This window comes from Streptomyces sp. NPDC059668 (assembly GCF_042734135.1).
Lineage (GTDB): Bacteria > Actinomycetota > Actinomycetes > Streptomycetales > Streptomycetaceae > Streptomyces.
Genome location: NZ_JBHWEL010000023.1, coordinates 90,333 through 112,716, shown reverse-complemented (window position 1 = coordinate 112,716; position 22,384 = coordinate 90,333). Strand labels below are relative to the sequence as shown.

Annotated in this window: 15 protein-coding genes and 1 tRNA gene; 10 read left to right on the top strand and 6 right to left on the bottom strand. The window is 69.6% G+C overall.

Translation table 11 applies throughout. The features are described from left to right. Positions 1–426 precede the first annotated feature (426 nt). Positions 427–3,153 (bottom strand): DNA polymerase I, encoded by a 2,727-nt coding sequence (polA, locus tag ACFV2J_RS19055; RefSeq protein WP_385084258.1) that lies wholly within the window; start codon positions 3,151–3,153, stop codon positions 427–429. 123 nt (positions 3,154–3,276) lie between these two features. Here polA and ACFV2J_RS19050 point away from each other — a divergent pair, with 123 nt between their 5' ends. The 7 genes from ACFV2J_RS19050 to ACFV2J_RS19020 all read left to right on the top strand — a co-directional run bounded on the left by ACFV2J_RS19050 (position 3,277) and on the right by ACFV2J_RS19020 (position 12,942). Beyond that, positions 3,277–5,556 (top strand): FdhF/YdeP family oxidoreductase, encoded by a 2,280-nt coding sequence (locus ACFV2J_RS19050; RefSeq protein WP_385084256.1) that lies wholly within the window; start codon positions 3,277–3,279, stop codon positions 5,554–5,556. Between the two features lie 54 nt (positions 5,557–5,610). Further along, on the top strand, positions 5,611–6,099 hold the full coding sequence (locus tag ACFV2J_RS19045) for a PaaI family thioesterase (protein WP_385084254.1): 489 nt from the start codon (positions 5,611–5,613) through the stop codon (positions 6,097–6,099). A 953-nt stretch (positions 6,100–7,052) separates the two neighbouring features. After that, positions 7,053–8,273 (top strand): branched-chain amino acid ABC transporter substrate-binding protein, encoded by a 1,221-nt coding sequence (locus tag ACFV2J_RS19040; protein WP_153291152.1) that lies wholly within the window; start codon positions 7,053–7,055, stop codon positions 8,271–8,273. Between the two features lie 130 nt (positions 8,274–8,403). Then, positions 8,404–9,336, top strand: a complete 933-nt coding sequence (locus tag ACFV2J_RS19035) for a branched-chain amino acid ABC transporter permease (RefSeq protein WP_153291151.1) — start codon at positions 8,404–8,406, stop codon at positions 9,334–9,336. Positions 9,337–9,341: 5 nt separating this feature from the next. Then, positions 9,342–11,138: a branched-chain amino acid ABC transporter permease gene (locus ACFV2J_RS19030; protein ID WP_385084260.1), complete on the top strand. Its 1,797-nt coding sequence runs from the start codon at positions 9,342–9,344 to the stop codon at positions 11,136–11,138. Between the two features lie 5 nt (positions 11,139–11,143). After that, positions 11,144–12,229 carry an ABC transporter ATP-binding protein gene (locus ACFV2J_RS19025; RefSeq protein ID WP_385084251.1) on the top strand — a complete coding sequence of 362 codons (1,086 nt, stop codon included), beginning with the start codon at positions 11,144–11,146 and terminating at the stop codon, positions 12,227–12,229. Beyond that, entirely contained in the window at positions 12,226–12,942 is a 717-nt protein-coding gene (locus ACFV2J_RS19020) for an ABC transporter ATP-binding protein (protein WP_153291150.1), read from the top strand. Before ACFV2J_RS19025 ends, ACFV2J_RS19020 begins: the two co-directional genes overlap by 4 nt. 76 nt (positions 12,943–13,018) lie before the next feature. Here the strand turns inward: ACFV2J_RS19020 and ACFV2J_RS19015 are convergent, their stop codons facing one another. After that, complete coding sequence (locus ACFV2J_RS19015) at positions 13,019–13,669, bottom strand: response regulator (RefSeq protein WP_356807210.1); 651 nt, start codon at positions 13,667–13,669, stop codon at positions 13,019–13,021. A 99-nt stretch (positions 13,670–13,768) separates the two neighbouring features. Between ACFV2J_RS19015 and ACFV2J_RS19010 the strand changes: the two genes are divergently transcribed. Both ACFV2J_RS19010 and ACFV2J_RS19005 read left to right on the top strand, forming a co-directional pair. Then, positions 13,769–13,843, top strand: a tRNA-Leu gene (locus ACFV2J_RS19010). A 106-nt stretch (positions 13,844–13,949) separates the two neighbouring features. Beyond that, complete coding sequence (locus ACFV2J_RS19005; RefSeq protein ID WP_385084248.1) at positions 13,950–14,726, top strand: helix-turn-helix domain-containing protein; 777 nt, start codon at positions 13,950–13,952, stop codon at positions 14,724–14,726. 10 nt (positions 14,727–14,736) lie between these two features. On the opposite strand, the gene pyk is transcribed toward ACFV2J_RS19005, so the two are convergent. Then, positions 14,737–16,173: a pyruvate kinase gene (gene pyk, locus ACFV2J_RS19000; RefSeq protein ID WP_385084246.1), complete on the bottom strand. Its 1,437-nt coding sequence runs from the start codon at positions 16,171–16,173 to the stop codon at positions 14,737–14,739. A 228-nt stretch (positions 16,174–16,401) separates the two neighbouring features. Further along, a complete protein-coding gene (locus ACFV2J_RS18995) occupies positions 16,402–17,115 on the bottom strand; it encodes an SIMPL domain-containing protein (RefSeq protein ID WP_385084244.1) in 714 nt (237 codons plus the stop codon). Positions 17,116–17,254: 139 nt separating this feature from the next. Here ACFV2J_RS18995 and ACFV2J_RS18990 point away from each other — a divergent pair, with 139 nt between their 5' ends. Then, the gene (locus ACFV2J_RS18990) at positions 17,255–19,069 is read left to right on the top strand and encodes a 5'-nucleotidase C-terminal domain-containing protein (RefSeq protein ID WP_385084242.1); all 1,815 of its coding nucleotides are present in this window, start codon (positions 17,255–17,257) and stop codon (positions 19,067–19,069) included. A 117-nt stretch (positions 19,070–19,186) separates the two neighbouring features. Here the strand turns inward: ACFV2J_RS18990 and ACFV2J_RS18985 are convergent, their stop codons facing one another. Both ACFV2J_RS18985 and ACFV2J_RS18980 read right to left on the bottom strand, forming a co-directional pair. Beyond that, positions 19,187–20,605, bottom strand: coding sequence for a lysine N(6)-hydroxylase/L-ornithine N(5)-oxygenase family protein (locus ACFV2J_RS18985; RefSeq protein ID WP_385084240.1), 1,419 nt, complete (start codon positions 20,603–20,605; stop codon positions 19,187–19,189). Next, a complete protein-coding gene (locus ACFV2J_RS18980; RefSeq protein ID WP_385084238.1) occupies positions 20,602–21,987 on the bottom strand; it encodes a pyridoxal phosphate-dependent decarboxylase family protein in 1,386 nt (461 codons plus the stop codon). The genes ACFV2J_RS18985 and ACFV2J_RS18980 overlap by 4 nt, the downstream gene beginning before the upstream one ends. Between the last annotated feature and the right edge of the window lie 397 nt (positions 21,988–22,384).

Genomic DNA, 22,384 nt, shown 5'->3' with positions numbered 1-22,384 from the left:
CCGTCGCTCTCGGTCCCGACCCCGGGGGCCCAGGTCTCCGGGCTGCGGGTCCTCGGGACCTGGGGGCCAAGTCTCGGGCTGCGGGTCCTCAGGACCCGGGGCCCAGGCTGCCGGTCCCCGGGCCCCGGCCGTCTGGCACCGGTCCCCCGGCCAGGCAGGCGGCGCGCCGTCGTCCATGGGCCATCACCGGGGCCCCCGGCGCGGCGTCGGCCGGGACCGCGGACGTCGTACCCGCACCCGGTTCGCCGCCGGAGGGCCCGCCGTACAGGGCGAGGGTCGCGACGGGGCGGGGGGGGGCCGCCCGCGGGGGGGGGGGCCCCCCCGCGGGGCGGCGGGCGGGGGCGGCCCCCCCCCCCCGCGGGGCCCCCCCCCCCCGGCCCGGTGACCGTGCGGCCACCCAGAACCTCGGTCGCCGCAGCGGAGCGACTAGTGCGCCGCCGATTCCCAGTCGGCTCCCGAGCCGACGGAGACGTCGAGCGGGGCCCGGAGATCGACGGCGGACGCCATCTCGCGACGGAGGAGCTCCTCGGTCTTCGCGCGCTCGCCCGGGGCGATCTCCAGGACGATTTCGTCGTGGACCTGGAGGAGCATGCGGGACTTCAGACCGGCCTCGCGCAGCGCCCGGTCGACGTTCAGCATCGCGATCTTGACGATGTCCGCGGCCGTGCCCTGGATCGGCGCGTTCAGTGCCATCCGCTCGGCCATCTCGCGACGCTGACGGTTGTCGCTGTTCAGGTCGGGCAGATAGCGGCGCCGCCCGAAGAGGGTCTCCGTGTAACCCGTGGCACGCGCCTCGTCCACGACCCGGCGCAGATAGTCCCGGACACCGCCGAAACGCTCGAAGTACGTGTCCATCAGGGCACGCGCCTCGCCCGCCTCGATGTTCAGCTGCTGGGACAGGCCGAACGCCGACAGCCCGTACGCCAGGCCGTACGACATGGCCTTGATCTTGCGGCGCATCTCCGCGTCGACCGCCGACCGCCCGACCGAGAACACCTGGGACGCGACCGTCGTGTGCAGGTCCTCGCCCGAGGTGAACGCCTCCAGCAGGCCCTCGTCCTCGGACAGGTGGGCCATCACCCGCAGTTCGATCTGGCTGTAGTCCGCGGTCATCAGCGACTCGAAGCCCTCGCCGACGACGAAGCCGCGGCGGATCGCGCGGCCCTCCTCCGTACGCACCGGGATGTTCTGCAGGTTCGGGTCCACCGACGACAGACGGCCCGTCGCGGCCACCGTCTGGTTGAAGGTGGTGTGGATCCGGCCGTCCGCGGCGATCGTCTTGATCAGGCCCTCGACGGTCACGCGCAGCTTCGCCTGCTCACGGTGGCGGAGCATGATGACGGGAAGCTCGTGGTCGGTCTGCGTGGCCAGCCACGCCAGCGCGTCCGCGTCCGTCGTGTAACCCGTCTTCGTCTTCTTCGTCTTGGGCAGATCGAGCTCCCCGAAGAAGACCTCCTGGAGCTGCTTGGGCGAGCCGAGGTTGAACTCGTGGCCCACGGAGGCGTGCGCCTCCTTCACCGCCTGCTGCACGGCGGCACCGAACATCTGCTCCATGGCCTCCAGATGCGCCCGGTCGGCCGCGATGCCGTACCGCTCCAGGCGCGCCAGCAGCGCCGACGTCGGCAGCTCCATGTCCCGCAGCAGATCGGCCGCGCCGACCTCCCGCAGCTTCTCGTCGAACGCCCCACCGAGGTCGAGGATCGTGCGGGCCTGCGCCATCAGCGCCTCGGCCTCGGCGCCGTCGTCCGCCCCGAAGGCCAGCTGTCCGTCGGCCGCGGCGGCCGGACCCAGCTCCCGCCCCAGGTACTCCAGCGACAGCGCGTCCAGCGCGAAGGAACGGCGGCCCGGCTTCACGAGATAGGCGGCGAGCGCGGTGTCCATGGACACGCCCTCGACGCTCCAGCCGTGCTCGGCGAAGACCCGCATCACGCCCTTGGCGTTGTGCAGCACCTTGGGCCTCGCGGGGTCGGCGAGCCACCGCGCGAACGCGTTCTCGTCGCCCTCGTCCAACTGCGACGGGTCGAACCAGGCGGCGGCCCCCTCCGCCGCGGCGAGCGCGATCTCCGCCACCGAGCCGGCACCCAGCGCCCACGCGTCGACCGTGGCCAGACCCAGGACCGCGGTGCCGTGCTCGGCGAGCCACGGCTTCAGCCCGCCCGCGCCCAGCACCACGCCGTCCAGCTCGACACCGGCGACGACCGGCGCCGCCACCTCGGCCTCCTCCGCCCCCGGGTCGACGGCGAACAGCCGCTCACGCAGCGAGGGGTTACGGATCTCCAGGGTGTCCAGGACCATCGCCACGGCCGTACGGTCGTACGCCGCGCGCTCCAGATCCGTGACCGCCCTCGGCAGCTCCACGTCCTTCACCATCTCCGTCAGACGGCGGTTGAGCTGCACCGCCTCCAGATGGTCACGGAGATTCTGACCGGCCTTGCCCTTCACCTCGTCGACGCGCTCGACCAGCTCCGCGAACGAACCGAACTGGTTGATCCACTTCGCCGCCGTCTTCTCACCGACCCCGGGAATCCCCGGCAGGTTGTCCGACGGGTCACCGCGCAGCGCCGCGAAATCGGGGTACTGCGCCGGCGTCAACCCGTACTTCTCGACGACCTTCTCCGGAGTGAACCGGGTCAGCTCCGAGACACCCTTCGTCGGGTACAGGACCGTCGTGTGCTCCGAGACCAGCTGGAAGGAGTCACGGTCGCCGGTGACGATCAGGACCTCGAAGCCCTCGGCCTCGGCCTGCGTGGCGAGCGTGGCGATGATGTCGTCCGCCTCGAAGCCGTCCACCGCGAACCGCTGCGCGTGCATCGCGTCCAGCAGCTCACCGATCAGCTCGACCTGGCCCTTGAACTCGTCCGGGGTCTTCGACCGGTTCGCCTTGTACTCCGTGAACTCCTCGGAGCGCCACGTCTTGCGCGAGACGTCGAACGCCACCGCGAAATGCGTGGGCGCCTCGTCGCGCAGCGTGTTCGCCAGCATCGACGCGAAACCGTAGATCGCGTTCGTCGGCTGGCCGCTCGCGGTCGTGAAGTTCTCCGCGGGCAGCGCGAAGAAAGCACGGTACGCCAGCGAGTGCCCATCCATGAGCATCAGTCGCGGACGGCTCGTACCCGCGGTCTTCTCAGTCTTCTTCGATGCTGTTTCTGCCACGCCCCCGATCCTGCCACGCCCCACTGACAGCGCGGACCGTCCCGGACCGGCCGCACACGTCGTCACCGGCGCGTGCGAGGATCGAACAGGTACCGCACACAGGCACGCGAGAGGGGCTCAGCGATGGCCGGCAAGCCGCCCAAGAGCGATCCGGTTCAGGACGCGCCACAGATCGCCGAACCGAAGCACGCCGCCGCAGGGCTGCCCGCGATCGGACACACCCTGCGGATCGCCCAGCAGCAGATGGGCGTGCGCCGTACCGCGCTCACCCTGCTCAGGGTCAACCAGAAGGACGGCTTCGACTGCCCCGGCTGCGCCTGGCCCGAGCCGGAGCACCGGCACACGGCGGAATTCTGCGAGAACGGCGCGAAGGCGGTCGCCGAGGAGGCGACCCTGCGCCGGGTCACCCCCGAGTTCTTCGCCGAGCACCCCGTCACCGACCTCGCCGGCCGCAGCGGCTACTGGCTCGGACAGCAGGGCCGCCTCACGCACCCCATGTACCTGCCCGAGGGCGCCGACCACTACGAGCCGGTGACCTGGGAGCGCGCCTTCGACATCGTCGCCGAGGAACTCACCGCCCTCGGCTCCCCCGACGAGGCCCTCTTCTACACCTCCGGCCGGACGAGCAACGAGGCCGCCTTCCTCTACCAGCTCTTCGCCCGCGAACTCGGCACGAACAACCTCCCCGACTGCTCGAACATGTGCCACGAGTCCTCGGGATCCGCCCTCTCCGAGACCATCGGCGTCGGCAAGGGCAGCGTCCTGCTCGACGACCTCCACAAGGCCGACCTGATCATCGTCGCCGGGCAGAACCCCGGCACGAACCACCCCCGCATGCTCTCCGCCCTGGAGAAGGCCAAGGCCGGCGGCGCGAAGATCATCAGCGTGAACCCGCTCCCCGAAGCGGGCCTGGAGCGCTTCAAGAACCCCCAGACCCCGCAGGGCATGATCAAGGGCGCCGCCCTCACCGACCTGTTCCTCCAGATCCGCCTCGGCGGCGACCAGGCACTCTTCCGCCTCCTGAACAAGCTCGTCCTCGACACGGAGGGCGCCGTCGACGAGGAGTTCGTCGCCGAGCACACCCACGGGTACGAGGAGTTCGCGGCCGCCGCCCGCGCCGCCGACTGGGACGAGACGCTCACCGCGACCGGCCTCACCCGCGAGAAGATCGACGAAGCCCTGGCCATGGTTCTCGCCTCGCGGCGCACCATCGTCTGCTGGGCCATGGGCCTCACCCAGCACAAGCACTCCGTGCCCACGATCCGCGAAGTCGTCAACTTCCTGCTGCTGCGCGGCAACATCGGCCGCCCCGGCGCCGGCGTCTGCCCCGTCCGCGGCCACTCGAACGTGCAGGGCGACCGCACCATGGGCATCTTCGAACGCCCCGCCCCGGCCTTCCTGGACGCCCTGGAGAAGGAGTTCGGCTTCGCCCCGCCCCGCGAACACGGCTACGACGTCGTCCGCGCCATCCGCGCCCTGCGCGACGGCGACGCGAAGGTCTTCTTCGCCATGGGCGGCAACTTCGTCTCCGCCTCCCCCGACACCGAGGTGACCGAGGCCGCCATGCGCCGCGCCCGCCTCACCGTGCACGTGTCGACGAAACTCAACCGCTCGCACGTGGTCACCGGCGCGCGCGCCCTGATCCTGCCCACCCTCGGCCGCACCGAACGCGACCTCCAGGGCAGCGGCGAACAGTTCGTCACCGTCGAGGACTCCATGGGCATGGTCCACGCCTCACGCGGCCGCCTGCGGCCCGCCGGCACCCACCTGCTGTCCGAACCGGCCATCGTGTGCCGCCTCGCCCGCCGCGTGCTCGGCGACGACTCCCGCACCCCCTGGGAGGAGTTCGAGAAGGACTACGCGACCGTCCGCGACCGCATCGCGCGCGTGATCCCCGGCTTCGAGGACTTCAACGCGCGCGTGGCCGACCCCGCCGGATTCGCCCTCCCGCACGCACCGCGCGACGAACGCCGCTTCCCGACCGCCACCGGCAAGGCCAACTTCACCGCCGCGCCCGTCGAGTACCCGAAGCTCCCCGAGGGCCGGCTGCTGCTGCAGACCCTGCGCTCGCACGACCAGTACAACACCACGATCTACGGCCTGGACGACCGCTACCGGGGCATCAAGAACGGCCGCCGGGTCGTCCTGGTCAACCCCGAGGACGCCCGCGCGCTCGGCGTCGCCGACGGCTCGTACGTCGACCTGGTCAGCGAGTGGCAGGACGGCGTGGAGCGGCGCGCCCCCGGCTTCCGCGTCGTGCACTACCCGACCGCCCTCGGCTGCGCGGCCGCCTACTACCCGGAGACCAACGTCCTCGTCCCGCTCGACGCCACCGCCGACACCAGCAACACCCCGGCCAGCAAGTCCGTCGTCGTCCGTCTGGAACAATCGGCCACCGACTGAGCGTTTGCTCAGGAAGTCAGCCAGAGAGATCCCCGACGATCGGAGCCGGCCCCCATGGGCGAGCAGAGCCACGTGAAGTTCCCGCAAGAGGTCCTCGACGAGTACGCCGCGCTCGGCGTCGACCTGCCCGCCCTCTTCTCGGCGGGCCACCTCGGCACCCGCATGGGCGTACAGATCGTCGAGGCCTCCGCGGACCGGGTCGTCGGCACCATGCCCGTGGAGGGCAACACCCAGCCGTACGGACTCCTGCACGGCGGCGCCTCCGCCGTCCTCGCGGAGACCCTCGGCTCCGTCGGCTCCATGCTGCACGGCGGCAGCACCAAGATCGCCGTCGGCGTCGACCTGAACTGCACCCACCACCGCGGCGCGCGCTCCGGCCTCGTCACCGGCGTGGCCACACCCGTCCACCGGGGACGCTCCACGGCCACGTACGAGATCGTCATCACGGACGAGGACGACAAGCGCGTGTGCACCGCACGGCTCACCTGTCTGCTCCGGGACGTGCGGCCCGGCGACGAACAGCACGTGCGTTCCCAGGGCTGACACACCGGAGTACGCGGAGCCGACCGGCGACCCCGAGCCCGCCGCCGCGGCACGGCCGCATCCGACCCCGCCCGACAGGTACGGACGTAGCTGACAGGTACGGGAGCGGCCGGCAGGGCCCCGCCCCCGCCGAGTCGGCGCGGCGCCGCGGGAGTTGAAGCCCACCCCGCCGCCTCATCCCGCCCGTCCGGCCGGCTCCCCCGGAGCCGGCCGCACGCGCCCCCCGCCCGCGCCCCTGCCGCGACCGCCCCGTCCCCGTCCGGCACTTCCTCAAGTCACCGACCTCACAAGGGACATGGGGCACGTCAGCCCCAACTCCCCCCGTACGAACCCGAGTCACCAGCAATCCACCCCGACTCGGCCCACCCGCAACCCCGTTGCGACACATCCACCCCATACGGGATCACCACGCCGTCCTCGGACTTCAGGCCCGGACCCCACCGCATGCGCCCTTTACCGCGCACGCCGGGACAACCCACCGGATCACGGTCCGCACCTCCGTGACCGAGCGTTCCGGACTCCCCCGCGACGCCGAACTCCCCGCCCCCGACGTGACGCTGCGTAACACGCACGCAATACGGCACCGGAGTTCACCCCTCGAAGACCAGTGCTCCATGGATCTTTCCGCGCTCCGCCACGCGACCTGCGACGCCGTCCGCCCCGGACGCTCACCCACGCACAACCGGAAGTGCGGATTCTCAACATGTGGACTTCGCAGAATTTCCGCCAAACCGGCTGAGAGCACCCTTCCTCGAAGCTCACCAACCAGCACGTCATAACAAGAAAGTCACAAGCCAGCCCACCACGATGCCGGGGCCCACAGACAGGCTTAGAGTCACGGCCAGTCACCGCGCCGCCGGGCGCGTCTGCAGCACGGCATCTGTAACACCAGTACGGCCCGGCGAGACTCACAGCGGCTCAGCCGAGCTGCTGCGCCAGGGAGAGGAATCATCGTGCGACAGCGTTCTTTGGTCATACTCACCTCCGTGCTCACCACTGGAGCACTCACGCTGACCGCCTGCGGTTCGCGCGACGACGGTGGGAACAAGGACAGCGGCAAGAAGACCGAGATCATCATCGGTGTCGACGCCCCGCTGACCGGTCAGAACTCCGCCACCGGCCTCGGCATCCAGGGCGGCGTCCAGATCGCCGTCGACGACGCCAACAAGAACAACACCGTCCCCGGCGTGACCTTCAAGGTCCAGGCGCTCGACGACAAGGCGATCCCCGCCAGCGGCCAGCAGAACGCCACCGCCCTCGTCGGCAACGACAAGGTGCTCGGCGTCGTCGGCCCGCTCAACTCCGGTGTCGCCACCCAGATGCAGCAGGTCTTCGCGACCGCCGGCCTGGTCGAGATCTCGCCCTCGAACACGGCGCCCGAGCTCACCCAGGGCAAGAACTGGCAGACCTCGAAGTCCCGCCCGTTCAAGACGTACTTCCGCACCGCCACCACCGACGCCCTCCAGGGCGGCTTCGCGGCCGAGTACGCGACCACCACGCTCAAGAAGAAGAACGTCTTCGTCGTCGACGACAAGCAGACCTACGGCGCCGGCCTGGCCAAGCTGTTCAAGGCCGGCTTCACCAAGGGCGGCGGCAAGGTCGCGGGCGAGGACCACGTCAACACCGGCGACACCGACTTCTCCGCCCTCGTCACCAAGATCAAGAACTCCAAGGCCGACCTCGTCTACTACGGCGGCCAGTACGACGAGTCCGAGAAGCTCACCAAGCAGCTCAAGGACGGCGGCGCCAAGATCCCGGTGTTCGGTGGCGACGGCATGTTCAGCGACACCTACATCCAGACCGCCGGCAAGACCTCCGAGGGCGACCTCGTCACCTCGGTCGGCCAGCCCGTCGACTCCCTGGCCTCCGCCGCGGACTTCATCAAGAAGTACAAGGCTTCCGGCCTCAAGGGCGACTACGGCACCTACGGCGGTTACTCCTACGACGCCGCCACCGCCATCATCAAGGCGATCGGCAACGTCGTGAAGGACGGCAAGGTCCCCGACGGCGCCCGCGCCAAGATCGTCGACGAGGTCCAGAAGACCAAGTTCGACGGCATCGCCGGCCCCGTCTCCTTCGACGAGTTCGGTGACACCACCAACAAGCAGCTCACCGTCTACCAGGTCGTGGCCGGCAAGTGGAAGGCCGTGAAGAGCGGCACGTTCAACGGCTGATCCGATCTGATCCCTTCGGATCCGATCCGCCGCTAGCACAACCCCAGGGCCGCGCGGCCTCGACCACACGTCACCGCGCGGCCCGCTCCATACTCCCGTTCACTCTCCCCACCCACATGGAGGCCATGCGGTGAACACCCTGCCGCAGCAGCTGGCCAACGGGCTGTTCCTCGGCTCGATGTACGGGCTGATCGCCATCGGCTACACGATGGTGTACGGCATCGTCCAGCTCATCAACTTCGCCCACGGCGAGATCTTCATGACCGGAGGCTTCGGCGCACTCACGGTCTACCTCTACGTCCTGCCCGACGGCACATCCATGTGGATAGCCCTTCCGGCGATGCTCATCGGCGGAGGCCTCGTCGCCGTCCTGATCGCCGTCGGGGCGGAACGGTTCGCCTACCGTCCACTGCGCGGCGCACCACGCCTCGCACCACTCATCACCGCCATCGGCCTCTCCCTCGCCCTCCAGCAGGCCGTCTTCAACTGGTACCCGGACGCCAAGACCGACCGCAAGTTCCCCCAACTCGACTTCGGCCCCTGGCACCTCGGCTCCATCAGCGTCCAGAGCGGCTCCGTCTTCGTCATCATCGCCGCCCCCCTCTGCATGGCGGCCCTCGCGATCTTCGTCCGCATGTCCCGCACCGGCCGCGCCATGCAGGCCACCGCCCAGGACCCGGACACCGCCCAGCTCATGGGCATCGACACCAACAAGATCATCGTGATCGCCTTCGCCATCGGCGGCTTCTTCGCCGCCGTCGCCGCCATCGCCTACGGCCTGCGCTACGGCACCATCCAGTACAACATGGGCTTCCAGATGGGCCTCAAGGCCTTCACCGCGGCCGTCCTCGGCGGCATCGGCAACATCTACGGCGCCATGATCGGCGGCCTCGTCCTCGGCCTCGCCGAAACCATGGCCACCTCCTACATCGACGGCATCCCCGGCATGCAGCAGCTCGGCGGCGGCGGCTGGTCCTCCGTCTGGGCCTTCGTCCTCCTCATCCTCGTACTGCTGTTCAGACCACAGGGTCTGGTCGGCGAACGCGTCGCGGACAGGGCGTGAGCACCATGGCAACCACCGAGAACACCGCAGAGACCACCACCGGGGCCACCGCACCCACGGCCGGCCTGATCGCCCTCCCGCTGACGGTCGCCCGCGTCCTCATCGCCGTCGGCGCCATCGGCACCATCGCCAGCGCCTTCATGTCGTGGACCTACACGGCCGACTTCCCCGGCGACCTCACCTACTACGGCTCCCCCGCCGGCCTCCAGGTCCTCGACCTCGTCGCCGCCGCCCTCACCCTCCTCTTCGCGCTCACCCACTACGGCATCCGCGGACTGCGCTGGCTCAACCCGACCGCCGCCACCGCACCGGTCGTCCTCGCCACCGCCTCCGCGTTCGCCATCAGCTGGTTCAGCGCCATCGCCATCGCCGTCGACCTCAAGGGCCTCGTCGCCCTCGACCCCGGGGCCTACGTCGCCGCAGTCGCCTCCCTCATCGCCCTCCTCGGCGCCCTGGCACTCCCCAAGCCCGGTGACACCTTCAAGGACTACGTCACCAAACCCGAACACCTCCCCGCCGCCGCGCAACTCTCCGCCTGGGGCGAACGCCTCGTCATCACCGGCGCCACCGCCGTCGCACTGATCGTCTTCACCTACGGCATCGGAGTCGACCCCGACGCCAGCGAGACCTTCATCGGCTACCTGCTGCTCGTCGTCCTCGGCGTCTGGGCCCTCCAGTCCGCCGGACTCTTCGACCGCTTCGCCCAACTCAACGCCCGGCACAAGGGATTCGCCACCTCCATGGCGTTCCTCGCCGCGGCGATCTTCCCCTTCGTCGAGAACGACGAACACAACGCCAACCTCGGCGTGAACATCCTCGTCGTCGCCACCGTCGCCCTCGGCCTCAACATCGTCGTCGGCCTCACCGGCCTCCTCGACCTCGGATACGTCGCCTTCCTCGGCGTCGGCGCCTACGCCGCCGCCCTCGTCTCCGGCTCCGAGTTCTCCCGCTTCTCCGGTGTCCAGTTCCCCTTCTGGGCCGCCATGCTCACCGGAATGGCAGCGTCGCTCGTCTTCGGCGTCCTCATCGGCGCCCCCACCCTGCGACTGCGCGGCGACTACCTCGCCATCGTCACCCTCGGCTTCGGAGAGATCTTCCGTATCACCGTCAACAACCTCGACGGCTCCTCCGGACCCAACCTCACCAACGGCCCCAACGGCATCTCGATGATCCCGGACCTCAACATCTTCGGGTTCAACTTCGGCAACACCCACGAGATCGGCTCGCTCACCCTCGGCCGCTTCGCCAACTACTTCCTGCTGATGCTGATCATCACCGGCATCGTCGTGATCGTCTTCAACCGCGCCGCCGACTCCCGCATCGGCCGCTCCTGGATCGCCATCCGCGAGGACGAGACCGCCGCCACCGCCATGGGCATCAACGGCTTCCGCGTCAAGCTCATCGCCTTCGCACTCGGCGCCTCCCTCGCCGGCCTCGCCGGCACCGTCAGCGCCCACGTCGGCTACAGCGTCAACCCGGCCCCGTACCAGTTCGCCGGCTCCGTGCCCCCGAACTCCGCCTTCCTGCTCGCCGCGGTCGTCCTCGGCGGCATGGGCACCGTCAACGGCCCCATCCTCGGCGCCACCCTGCTCTACCTCCTCCCCGAGAAGCTCGGCTTCCTGAAGGAGTACCAGCTCTTCGCCTTCGGCCTCGCGCTCGTCATCCTCATGCGCTTCCGCCCCGAAGGAATCATCGCCAACCGTCGCCGCCAACTCGAGTTCCACGAGGCCGACGAGACCATCGACATCCCCGAACAGGGCCTGCCCGACTCCACCGTCGGCGTCACCAAGGCAGGGGCGTGACCCACATGACCACCACCACAGCCCCCAGCCCCGTCCTCGAGGCCAGCGGCGTCACCATGCGCTTCGGCGGCCTCACCGCCGTACGCAGCGTCGACCTCACCGTCAACAGCGGCGAGATCGTCGGCCTCATCGGCCCCAACGGCGCCGGCAAGACCACCTTCTTCAACTGCCTCACCGGCCTCTACGTCCCCACCGAGGGCAAGGTCTCCTACAAGGGCACGGTCCTGCCCCCCAAGCCCCACCTCGTCACCAGCGCCGGCATCGCCCGCACCTTCCAGAACATCCGGCTCTTCGCCAACATGACCGTCCTGGAAAACGTGCTCGTCGGCCGCCACACCCGCACCAAGGAAGGCCTCTGGTCCGCCCTCCTGCGCGGCCCCGGCTTCCGCAAGGCCGAAGCCACCTCCCGCGAACGCGCCATGGAACTGCTGGAGTTCATCGGCCTCGCCCACAAGGCCGACCACCTCTCCCGCAACCTCCCCTACGGCGAACAGCGCAAGCTCGAGATCGCCCGCGCCATGGCCAGCGAACCCGGCCTGCTCCTCCTGGACGAGCCCACCGCCGGCATGAACCCCCAGGAGACCCGCGCGACCGAAGACCTCGTCTTCGCCATCCGCGACCGCGGCATCGCCGTCCTCGTCATCGAGCACGACATGCGCTTCATCTTCAACCTCTCCGACCGCGTCGCCTGCCTCGTCCAGGGCGAGAAGCTCGTCGAAGGCACCTCCGACGTCGTCCAGGGCGACGAACGCGTCATCGCCGCCTACCTCGGCACCCCCTTCGAAGGCGCCCCCGGCGCCGACGAACTCGCCGAGGTCGAGGCGGCCGAAGCCGGCGGCGCCGGCACAGCCGCGACCACACCGGCCGAGGCCACCGTGCCCGCACAGGCCACGGAACCGGACGCGGAGACGGAGACGCCGGAGACCGCGGAACCGGCGACGGCCACGGACACACCGGAGACCACGGAACCCGGCGAGACCCCGGACGCCCCCGACGCCCCGGCAGCCCCCGCCACCACCGAGACCCCGGAAGCCGCCCAGGACGACGCCTCCGCGGAGAGCACCACCAGCAAGGAAGGAAACGCCCAGTGACCGCACTGCTCGAGGTCGAAGACCTCAAGGTCGCCTACGGCAAGATCGAAGCCGTCAAGGGCATCTCCTTCTCCGTCGAAGCCGGCCAGATCGTCACCCTCATCGGCACCAACGGCGCGGGCAAGACCACCACCCTGCGCACCCTCTCCGGCCTCCTCAAGCCCACCTCCGGCCGCATCACCTTCGACGGCCAACCCCTGGACGGCATCCCCGCCCACAAGATCGTCTCCCTGGGCCTCGCCCACTCCCCCGAGGGACGCCACATCTTCCCCCGGCTGACGATCACCGAGAACCTCCAGCTCGGAGCCTTCCTCCGCACCGACAAGGCAGGCATCGAGAAGGACATCCAGCGCGCCTACGACCTCTTCCCCATCCTCGGGGAACGCCGCAAGCAGGCCGCGGGAACCCTCTCCGGCGGCGAACAGCAGATGCTCGCCATGGGCCGCGCGCTCATGTCCCAGCCCAAACTGCTCATGCTCGACGAACCCTCCATGGGCCTCTCGCCGATCATGATGCAGAAGATCATGGCCACCATCGCCGAACTCAAGTCCGACGGCACGACCATCCTCCTCGTCGAACAGAACGCCCAGGCGGCGCTCTCCCTCGCCGACCAGGGACACGTCATGGAAGTCGGCAACATCGTGCTCTCCGGAACCGGACAGGACCTCCTGCACGACGAGTCCGTACGCAAGGCCTACCTCGGCGAGGACTAGAACCCCGCCCACAGCCGAAGAGGCCCGCGCCCCTCGTGGGGACGCGGGCCTCTTCGGCGCTCGGACGCGAGGGGCACTAACCCTTCGACGACTTCTTCTCCGCGGCGTCCGCGATGACCGCCTCCGCCACCTGCTGCATCGACATCCGACGGTCCATCGACGTCTTCTGGATCCACCGGAACGCCGCCGGCTCCGTCAGGCCGTACTCCGTCTGGAGCACCGACTTCGCCCGGTCCACCAGCTTCCGCGTCTCCAGCCGCAGACTCAGGTCCGCGACCTCCTGCTCCAACTGCTTCAGCTCCGCGAACCGCGACACGGCCATCTCGATCGCCGGCACGACATCACTCTTGCTGAACGGCTTCACCAGGTACGCCATCGCGCCCGCGTCACGCGCCCGCTCCACCAGATCGCGCTGCGAGAACGCCGTCAGCATCAGAACCGGGGCGATGCCCTCCTCCGCGATCTTCTCCGCCGCCGAGATCCCGTCCAGCTTCGGCATCTTCACGTCGAGGATCACGAGGTCCGGCTTGTGCTCACGGGCCAGCTCGATGGCCTGCTCACCGTCCCCCGCCTCACCCACGACGGAGTAGCCCTCTTCCTCGAGCATCTCTTTCAGGTCGAGACGGATCAGCGCCTCGTCCTCGGCGATGACGACACGGGTCGTCAGCGGAGGCACGTGCGACTTGTCGTCGTCGGCGACGGGCTGGGGCGACTCGGGGGCGGTCACGGGGGCTCCTCGTTCAGGGGCGGGTACTGCTCCCAAGAGCCTACCTAGCTGCGGTATGGTGGACTGGCAGCGGGTCGGGGTGAACCTTCGATTCAGCGGGCCCCGGTAGCCCAATTGGCAGCAGGCAATGGATTCAAAACCCATACAGTGTCGGTTCGAGTCCGACTCGGGGCACTTTTCCTTGGATTCCAAGGTCGCCAATCAAAAGCGGATGTTCTCATTCTCGTGAACATCCGCTTTTCGCTGCATGTCGTCACGATCATGCGCACAAAGTGGCCGCATGTACGACGCGGGCACACGCGAACGAGCTCTGGCGCTGGTCGCTCAGGGGCGCAGCCTGAACTCCGTGAGCAAGGAGACCGGGGCCTCCCGGTCGGCGATCCGGTCGTGGCGATCACGCCTCGACCCGCTGCCGCAGATGCGGAACCCGCCGTGCGCCAGGTGCGGCCCGACGGCCATGGCGCCTCCCGACACGGCGGCCTACAGCTACCTCTTGGGGCTCTACCTCGGTGACGGCTGCATCAGCCCACACCGGAAAGCGGGCTACTTTCTCCGCATCGCCTGTGCCAACGCCTGGCCGGGTCTGATCGAAGCATGCGCCGCCGCTGTCGAAGCGGCCAACCCCAGCGGGAAGTCCAGCCGCGTCCAGGAGGTCGGGTACGTATCGGTGGTCGGGTACAGCCGGCACTGGCCCTGCCTCTTCCCCCAGCACGGCCCCGGCAAGAAGCACGAGCGCCCCATCGTCCTCGAACCCTGGCAGCAGGAGATCGTCGGCGCCCACCCCTGGGAATTCGTCCGGGGACTCGTCCACTCCGACGGTTGTCGGATCACCAACTGGACGACCCGCCTCGTCGGCGGTGCACGCAAGCGCTACGAATATCCCCGGTATTTCTTCACCAACGCGTCGGACGACATCCGGCGGCTCTACACCGACACCCTCGACGCGCTCGGCGTCCGGTGGACGCACTGCACCCGCGGCGGAAACCCGTACAACATCTCCGTCGCCCAGAAGACCTCCGTCGCCCTCATGGACACCCACGTCGGCCCCAAGTACTGACGGGAAGCGCCTACTTGGGGCTGTCGTCCTCGCCGACGTGGTGGACGCGGACCAGGTTCGTCGTGCCGGAGACGCCGGGCGGAGAGCCGGCCGTGATGACCACGATGTCGCCCTTCCGGCAGCGGCCGTACTTCAGCAGCAGTTCGTCCACCTGGTCGACCATCGCGTCCGTGGAGCCGACGTGCGGGCCGAGGAACGTCTCCACGCCCCACGTCAGGCTGAGCTGCGAGCGGGTCGCCGGGTCGGAGGTGAAGGCGAGCAGCGGGATCGGGGAGCGGTAGCGGGAGAGGCGGCGGACGGTGTCGCCGGACTGGGTGAAGGCGACGAGGAACTTGGCGCCGAGGAAGTCGCCCATCTCGGCCGCGGCGCGGGCGACGGCGCCGCCCTGGGTGCGGGGTTTGTTGCGTTCGGTGAGGGGTGGCAGGCCGGTGGCGAGGATGTCCTCTTCGGCGGCGGTGACGATGCGGGCCATGGTGCGGACGGTCGCGACGGGGTATTTGCCGACGCTGGTCTCGCCGGAGAGCATGACGGCGTCGGTGCCGTCGATGACGGCGTTGGCGACGTCGGAGGCTTCGGCGCGGGTGGGGCGGGAGTGGTCGATCATCGAGTCGAGCATCTGGGTGGCGACGATGACCGGTTTGGCGTTGCGCTTGGCGAGCTTGATGGCGCGCTTCTGGACGATGGGCACCTGTTCGAGGGGCATTTCGACGCCGAGGTCGCCGCGGGCGACCATGATGCCGTCGAAGGCGGCGACGATGCCGTCGATGTTGTCGACGGCCTGGGGCTTCTCGACCTTGGCGATGACGGGGAGGCGGCGGCCTTCCTCGTCCATGATGCGGTGGACGTCGTGGATGTCGTCGCCGGTGCGGACGAAGGAGAGGGCGATGACGTCGAAGCCCATGCGCAGGGCCCAGCGGAGGTCTGCTTCGTCCTTGTCGGAGAGGGCGGGGACGGAGACTGCGACGCCGGGGAGGTTGAGGCCCTTGTGGTCGGAGACCATGCCGCCTTCGACGACGGTGGTGTGGACGCGGGGGCCGTCGACGGTGGTGACTTCGAGGCAGACTTTGCCGTCGTCGACGAGGATGCGCTCACCGGGGGTGACGTCGGTGGCGAGTCCCGCGTAGGTGGTGCCGCAGGTGTGGCGGTCACCTTCGGCGCCTTCTTCGACGGTGATGGTGAAGGTGTCTCCGCGTTCAAGGAGTACGGGGCCTTCGGTGAAGCGGCCGAGTCGGATCTTCGGGCCTTGAAGGTCGGCGAGGAGTCCGATGCTGCGGCCGGTTTCGTCGGCGGCCTTGCGTACGCGCTGGTAGCGGTCCTCGTGTTCGGCGTAGGTGCCGTGGCTGAGGTTGAAGCGGGCTACGTCCATTCCGGCGTCGACCAGGGCTTTGATCTGGTCGTAGGAGTCGGTGGCGGGGCCCAGGGTGCAGACGATTTTTGCTCGGCGCATGGTTTGAGCCTAGGCCTTACCCGTGGGTAGAGAATTGGCCGTGCATGTCTACTCAACAACCTTTGCGTGAAGGATGATTGACAACTGTTGAATTGTGCGTGGGGCCGCTCCTATGAGCAGATCAGCGGCGGGGTGCGGGCGTCACGGCCCTGCGGCGGGGCGTGGGCGGACCGCCCGATGGGCCGCGTGGAGGGGTCGTTCCGTCACCGAGTGTGACGGTTCCAGTGGTCACAGCTGGGGTGGGTTCATGGTGAACCGGGCGTTGACCTGGGCGTGGACGTGTTGGCGTTGGGGTTCGAGGTCGAGGGCGGGTGCTTCTTCGGGGGCGGCGCCGGCGAAGGACATGGAGCGCATGGCGCGGCCGGGGGCGGCGGGGTGGGGCGGGGTGCTTTCGGCGCCGATGTCGGCGAGTTCGACGAGGGCGGCGAGGGTGGTGCCGAGGGCTTCGGCGTATTCGCGGGCGCGCTGGACGGCTTCGTGGACGGCTTGTTGGCGGGCTTGGCGGTGGGCGGGTGAGTCGGGGCGGAGGTCCCACCAGGGTCCGTCGATGCGGGTGAGGTCGAGGTCGGCCAGTCGGGTGGTGAGTTCGCCGAGTGCGGTGAAGTCGGCGAGTTCGGCGGTGATGTGGACGCGGCCGTGATAGGCGCGGATGCGTTCGCCGCGGCCGTGTTTGGTGAGTTCGGGGCTGATCGAGTAGGTGCCGGTCTCGATGTGCTCGACGGCGTCGCCGTAGGTCTTGATGAGGTCGAGGGCGGTGGTGTTGCGGCGGGTGAGGTCGGTGAGGGCTTCTCGGCGGTCGGTGCCGCGGGCGGCGACGGTGATGCCGATGCGGGCGATTTCGGGGTCGACTTCGAGGTGGGCTTCGCCGCGGACGGCGATGCGGGGGGCTTCGGGGGTGCCGTAGGGGAAGGCGGGTTGGGGGTCTTCCGGGGTGGGGGTCATGTGTTCCACTCTGTCATCGTGTGGGGGGTGTGCGGGGGTGGCTGGTCATCAGATGGAAACCTTCGGGCCCTGTTCGGGAGTGTCATGCGTACGTCAGAATCTACGCGCGTCGTTGACCGATTCCCGAGGAGTCTGTGACATGTCTTTGAACCGCAGGAAGTTCCTGGAGAAGTCCGCCGTGACGGGTGCGGGGGTGGCGCTCGCGGGTACGGTGACGGCTCCGTCCGCGCAGGCCGCGACGGAGTCAGTGGCGGGGGGTGGGAAGAAGCACGTGAAGCGGTATTCCCTGACGGTGATGGGCACGACGGACCTGCACGGGCATGTCTTCAACTGGGACTACTTCAAGAACGCGGAGTACCAGGACGGGGCGGGCAACGCGCAGGGTCTGTCGCGGATCTCGACGCTGGTGAACGCGGTCCGCAAGGAGAAGGGCCGTTGCAACACGCTGCTGCTGGACGCGGGTGACACGATCCAGGGCACTCCGCTGACCTACTACTTCGCGAAGGTGGACCCGATCACGGCCAAGCACGGGCCGGTGCACCCGATGGCGCAGGCGATGAACGCGATCGGGTACGACGCGGTGGCGCTGGGGAACCACGAGTTCAACTACGGGATCGAGACGCTGCGGAAGTTCGAGTCGCAGTGCGACTTCCCGCTGCTGGGTGCGAACGCGCTGGACGCGAAGACGCTGAAGCCGGCGTTCCCTCCGTATCTGATGAAGACGTTCCGGGTGCCGGGTGCGCCGGCGGTGAAGGTGGCGGTGCTGGGTCTGACGAACCCGGGTATCGCGATCTGGGACAAGGCTTATGTGCAGGGCAAGTTGGTGTTCCCGGGCCTTGAGGAGCAGGCGGCGAAGTGGGTGCCGAAGCTGCGTTCGATGGGTGCGGACGTGGTGGTGGTGTCGGCGCACTCGGGTGCGTCGGGTACGTCCTCGTACGGTGACCAGTTGCCGTACGTCGAGAACTCGGCGGCATTGGTGGCGCAGCAGGTGCCGGGTATCGACGCGATTCTGGTCGGGCACGCGCATGCGGAGATCCCGGAGTTGAGGGTCACCAACGCGAAGTCGGGGCGGACGGTGGTTCTTTCGGAGCCGTTGGCGTTCGCGGAGCGTTTGTCGGTGTTCGACTTCGAGTTGGTCTTCGAGAAGGGGCGGTGGCAGGTCGAGTCGGTGGCGGCGTCGGTCCGCAACGCGAACTCGGTGGCCGACGACCCGAGGATCACGCGGTTGCTGAAGGACGAGCACGCGTTGGTGGTGGAGTACGTCAACCAGGTGGTCGGTACGGCGACGGAGACGTTGACGACGGTGGAGGCGCGGTACAAGGACGCGCCGATCATCGATCTGATCACGAAGGTGCAGGAGGACGTGGTCAGGGCGGCTCTGGTGGGGACGGAGTACGCGTCACTGCCGGTGATCGCGCAGGCGTCGCCGTTCTCGCGGACGTCGGAGATTCCGGCGGGTGAGGTGACGATCCGGGATCTGTCGAGTCTGTACGTGTATGACAACACGTTGGTGGCGAAGGTGCTGACGGGTGCGCAGGTGCGGGCGTATCTGGAGTACTCGGCGAACTATTTCGTGCGTACGGCGGTGGGTGCGGTGGTGGACGTGGCGAAGTTGACCAACGCGAACGACCGTCCGGACTACAACTACGACTATGTGTCGGGGTTGCGGTACGACATCGACATCTCTCAGGCGGAGGGTTCGCGGATCAGGAATCTGACGTACGGGGGTGTGGCGCTGGACGACGCTCAGCAGTTCGTGTTCGCGGTGAACAACTACCGGGCGAACGGTGGTGGTGCGTTCCCGTTCGTGGCGTCGGCCAAGGAGGTGTGGTCGGAGTCGACGGAGATCCGTACGCGGATCGCGGAGTGGGTGACGGCGAAGGGGGTTCTCGACCCGGCGGAGTTCGCGTCGGTGGACTGGCGGCTGACGCGGGAGGGCACGCCGGTCTTCTGAGTCCGCGCGGTGGTGTGAACGGCGTCGGTGTTCCCTTTCGGGGGAGGCCGGCGCCGTTTGGCGTGCGGGCCCGTGTGCGGGGCGCCACGCGGGGGCCTGGTGCGGGGGTGGCCGGTCCTATCGTCCGTCGACGAGGGGGGTGAGGGTCGTGGTCTGTCGGGTGGGCGGGACCTGGGGGTGGGGTTCGAGTCCGAAGGTGGTGAAGGCCGTTCGTCGTGGGAGGGGGTAGGGGTCCTTGCCGGTGAGGGAGTTGAGGATGGTGGCGCTGCGCCAGGCGGCGAGGCCGAGGTCGGGGGCGCCGACGCCGTGGGTGTGGAGTTCGGCGTTCTGGACGTAGACGTGGCCGGTGACGGAGGGGTCGAGGTGGAGGCGGAACTGGTCGTCGATGCGGGGTCGTCCGGAGCTGTCGCGGCGTAGGTAGGGGTCGAGTCCGGCGAGGATGCGGTCGAGGGGGCGTTCGCGGTAGCCGGTGGCGAGGACGACGGCGTCGGTGGTGAGGCGGGTGCGGGTGCCCTGTTGGCCGTGTTCGAGGTGGAGTTCGACCTTGGTGGTGGCGACGCGTCCGGCGGTGCGGACGGTGACGGCGGGGGTGAGGACGGCGTCGGGCCAGTCGCCGTGCAGGGTGCGGCGGTAGAGCTCGTCGTGGATGGCGGCGATGGTGTCGGCGTCGATGCCTTTGTGGAGTTGCCATTGGGCGGCGACGAGGCGGTCGCGTACGGGTTCGGTGAGGGCGTGGAAGTAGCGGGTGTAGTCGGGGGTGAAGTGTTCGAGGCCGAGTTTGGAGTACTCCATGGGGGCGAAGGCCTCGGTGCGGGCGAGCCAGTGGATCTTCTCGCGTCCGGCGGGGCGGTTTCTGAGGAGGTCGAGGAAGACTTCGGCTCCTGACTGTCCGGCGCCGATGACGGTGATGTGTTCGGCGGTGAGGAAGCGGTCGCGGTGGGCGAGGTAGTCGGCGGCGTGGATGACGGGGACGCCGGGGGCTTCCACGAGGGGTTGCAGGGCGTCGGGGATGTGGGGGGCGGTGCCGACGCCGAGGACGATGTTGCGGGTGTGGGTGCGGCCGAGGGCTTCGGCTTCGCCGTCGGGGTCGAGTTGGGTGAAGTCGACTTCGAAGAGGGTGCGTTCGGGGTTCCAGCGGACGGCGTCGACCTGGTGTCCGAAGTGGAGTCCGGGGAGGCGGTCGGCGACCCAGCGGCAGTAGGCGTCGTACTCGGCGCGCTGGATGTGGAAGCGCTCGGCGAAGTAGAAGGGGAAGAGGCGGTCGCGGTCCTTGAGGTGGTTGAGGAAGGACCAGGGGCTGGCGGGGTCGGCGAGGGTGACGAGGTCGGCGAGGAAGGGGACTTGGAGGGTGGCGCCGTCGATGAGGAGGCCGGGGTGCCAGTCGAAGCCGGGGCGTTGTTCGTAGAAGACGGTGTCGAGTTCGGGGAGGGGCTGGGCGAGGGCGGCGAGGGAGAGGTTGAACGGGCCGATGCCGATGCCCACGAGGTCGCGGGGTGCTTCGGGTTCGTGGTGTGGGGGGTGGGGCGTCGGGGTCATCGGGGGGTGTGTCCTTCCACCAGTTTCAGGAGCGTGGTCAGGTCGTCCGGCCGGGTGTGGGGGTTGAGGAGGGTGGCTTTGAGCCAGAGGCGGCCGTCGAGGCGGGCGCGGCCGAGGACGGCGCGGCCTTCGTGGAGGAGGGTGCGGCGTACGGCGGCGACGGCTTCGTCGGAGGCTTCGGTGGGCCGGAACAGGACGGTGCTGAGGGTGGGTGGCGCGTGGAGTTCCAGGCCGGGGCGGGTGGCGATGAGTTCGGCGAGGTCGGTGGCTCGGGCGCAGACGTGGTCGACGAGGGCGCCGAGGCCGGTGCGGCCGAGGGTTTTGAGGGTGACGGCGATCTTGAGGATGTCGGGGCGTCGGGTGGTGCGCAGGGAGCGGTCGAGGAGGTCGGGGAGGCCGGCTTCGGTGTCGTCGTCGGCGTTGAGGTAGTCGGCCTGGTGTCGCAGTGCGGTGAGGTCGTGGGGGTCCCGTACGGCGAGGAGGCCGGCGGCGATGGGCTGCCAGCCGAGTTTGTGCAGGTCGAGGGTGACGGTGTGGGCGCGGTCGAGTCCGTGGAGTGCGGCTCTGCGGTGGTCGCTGAAGAGGAGGCCTCCGCCGTAGGCGGCGTCGATGTGGAGGCGGGCGCCGTGGGTGGCGCAGACGTCGGCGAGGTCGGGCAGGGGGTCGATGAGTCCGGCGTCGGTGGTGCCGGCGGTGGCGGCGACGAGGAGGGAGCCGCGGGGGCCTCGGAGCGTGGTGAGGGCTTCGTCGAGGGCTACGGGGTCCATGGTGCCGGCGGGGGCGGGGACGACGACGGGGTCGGGCAGGCCGAGCAGCCAGGCGGCGCGGGGCAGTGAGTGGTGGGCGTTGGCGCCGTGGACGAGTTGGACGCCGTTGTGTGCTTCCCGGGCGAGGAGTACGGCGAGTTGGTTGGATTCGGTGCCGCCGGTGGTGACGAGGGCGGTGGCGGTGTGCGGCTGGTCCGCCGTTGCGTAGATCTCGGCGGCGAGGGCGGTGGTCACGAGGGATTCGAGTGCGGAGGCGGCCGGTGCCTGGTCCCAGGAGTCCAGGGAGGGGTTGAGGGCGGAGGCGGCGAGGTCGGCGGCGGTGGCGACGGCGAGGGGCGGGCAGTGCAGGTGGGCGGCGCAGAGGGGGTCGGCGGGGTCGGCGGAGCCTTCGGCGAGGGCGTGGACGAGGGTGCGCAGGGCGTCGTCGGTTCCGTGCCGGGGCAGGATGTCGCCGGCCGCGTCCCGTAGGCGTCGGGCCACGTTCTCGGGTCCGCCTGCGGGCAGGGGTCCGCCGCGTGCGGTGGTGCCGGTGCGGAGTGCGTCGAGCACGGTGTCGAGCAGTGGCCGCAGTGCGCCGGGGCCTTCGGGACCTGAGGCGAGGGGCGGCGTGCTCATGGGTGTCCTCCGGTGGGCGCGCGGCAGGGTGGTTCCAAGCCTGTACGGGATGGGGGCGGCGCGCCCGCAGAGCACAACGATCTGACCCGAATGGGGGTACTGCCGTGGGGAGGAAAGGTGAGGGGTGGGGCGGGGGTGACGGGGGGTGTGGAGGGGGCGCTCCGCGCGGTGGGGGGTGTGCGGTGCGCTGCCGTGCCGGGTCCGGTGGGTTCCGGGGCTCGCGGGGGCGCGGGCCCTGTCGCTCTTGGGCCTGGTGGGTTCCGGGGTCCGCCGGGGTCGGGGGGGGGCGGGGGGGCGCGGGGGGGGGGGGCCGCGCGCGCGGGGGGGGGGGCGGGGGGGGGCGCGCCCGCGCCACGGGCGCCACGCACGGCGGCGCGGGGGTGGGGCGGGCGAGGGG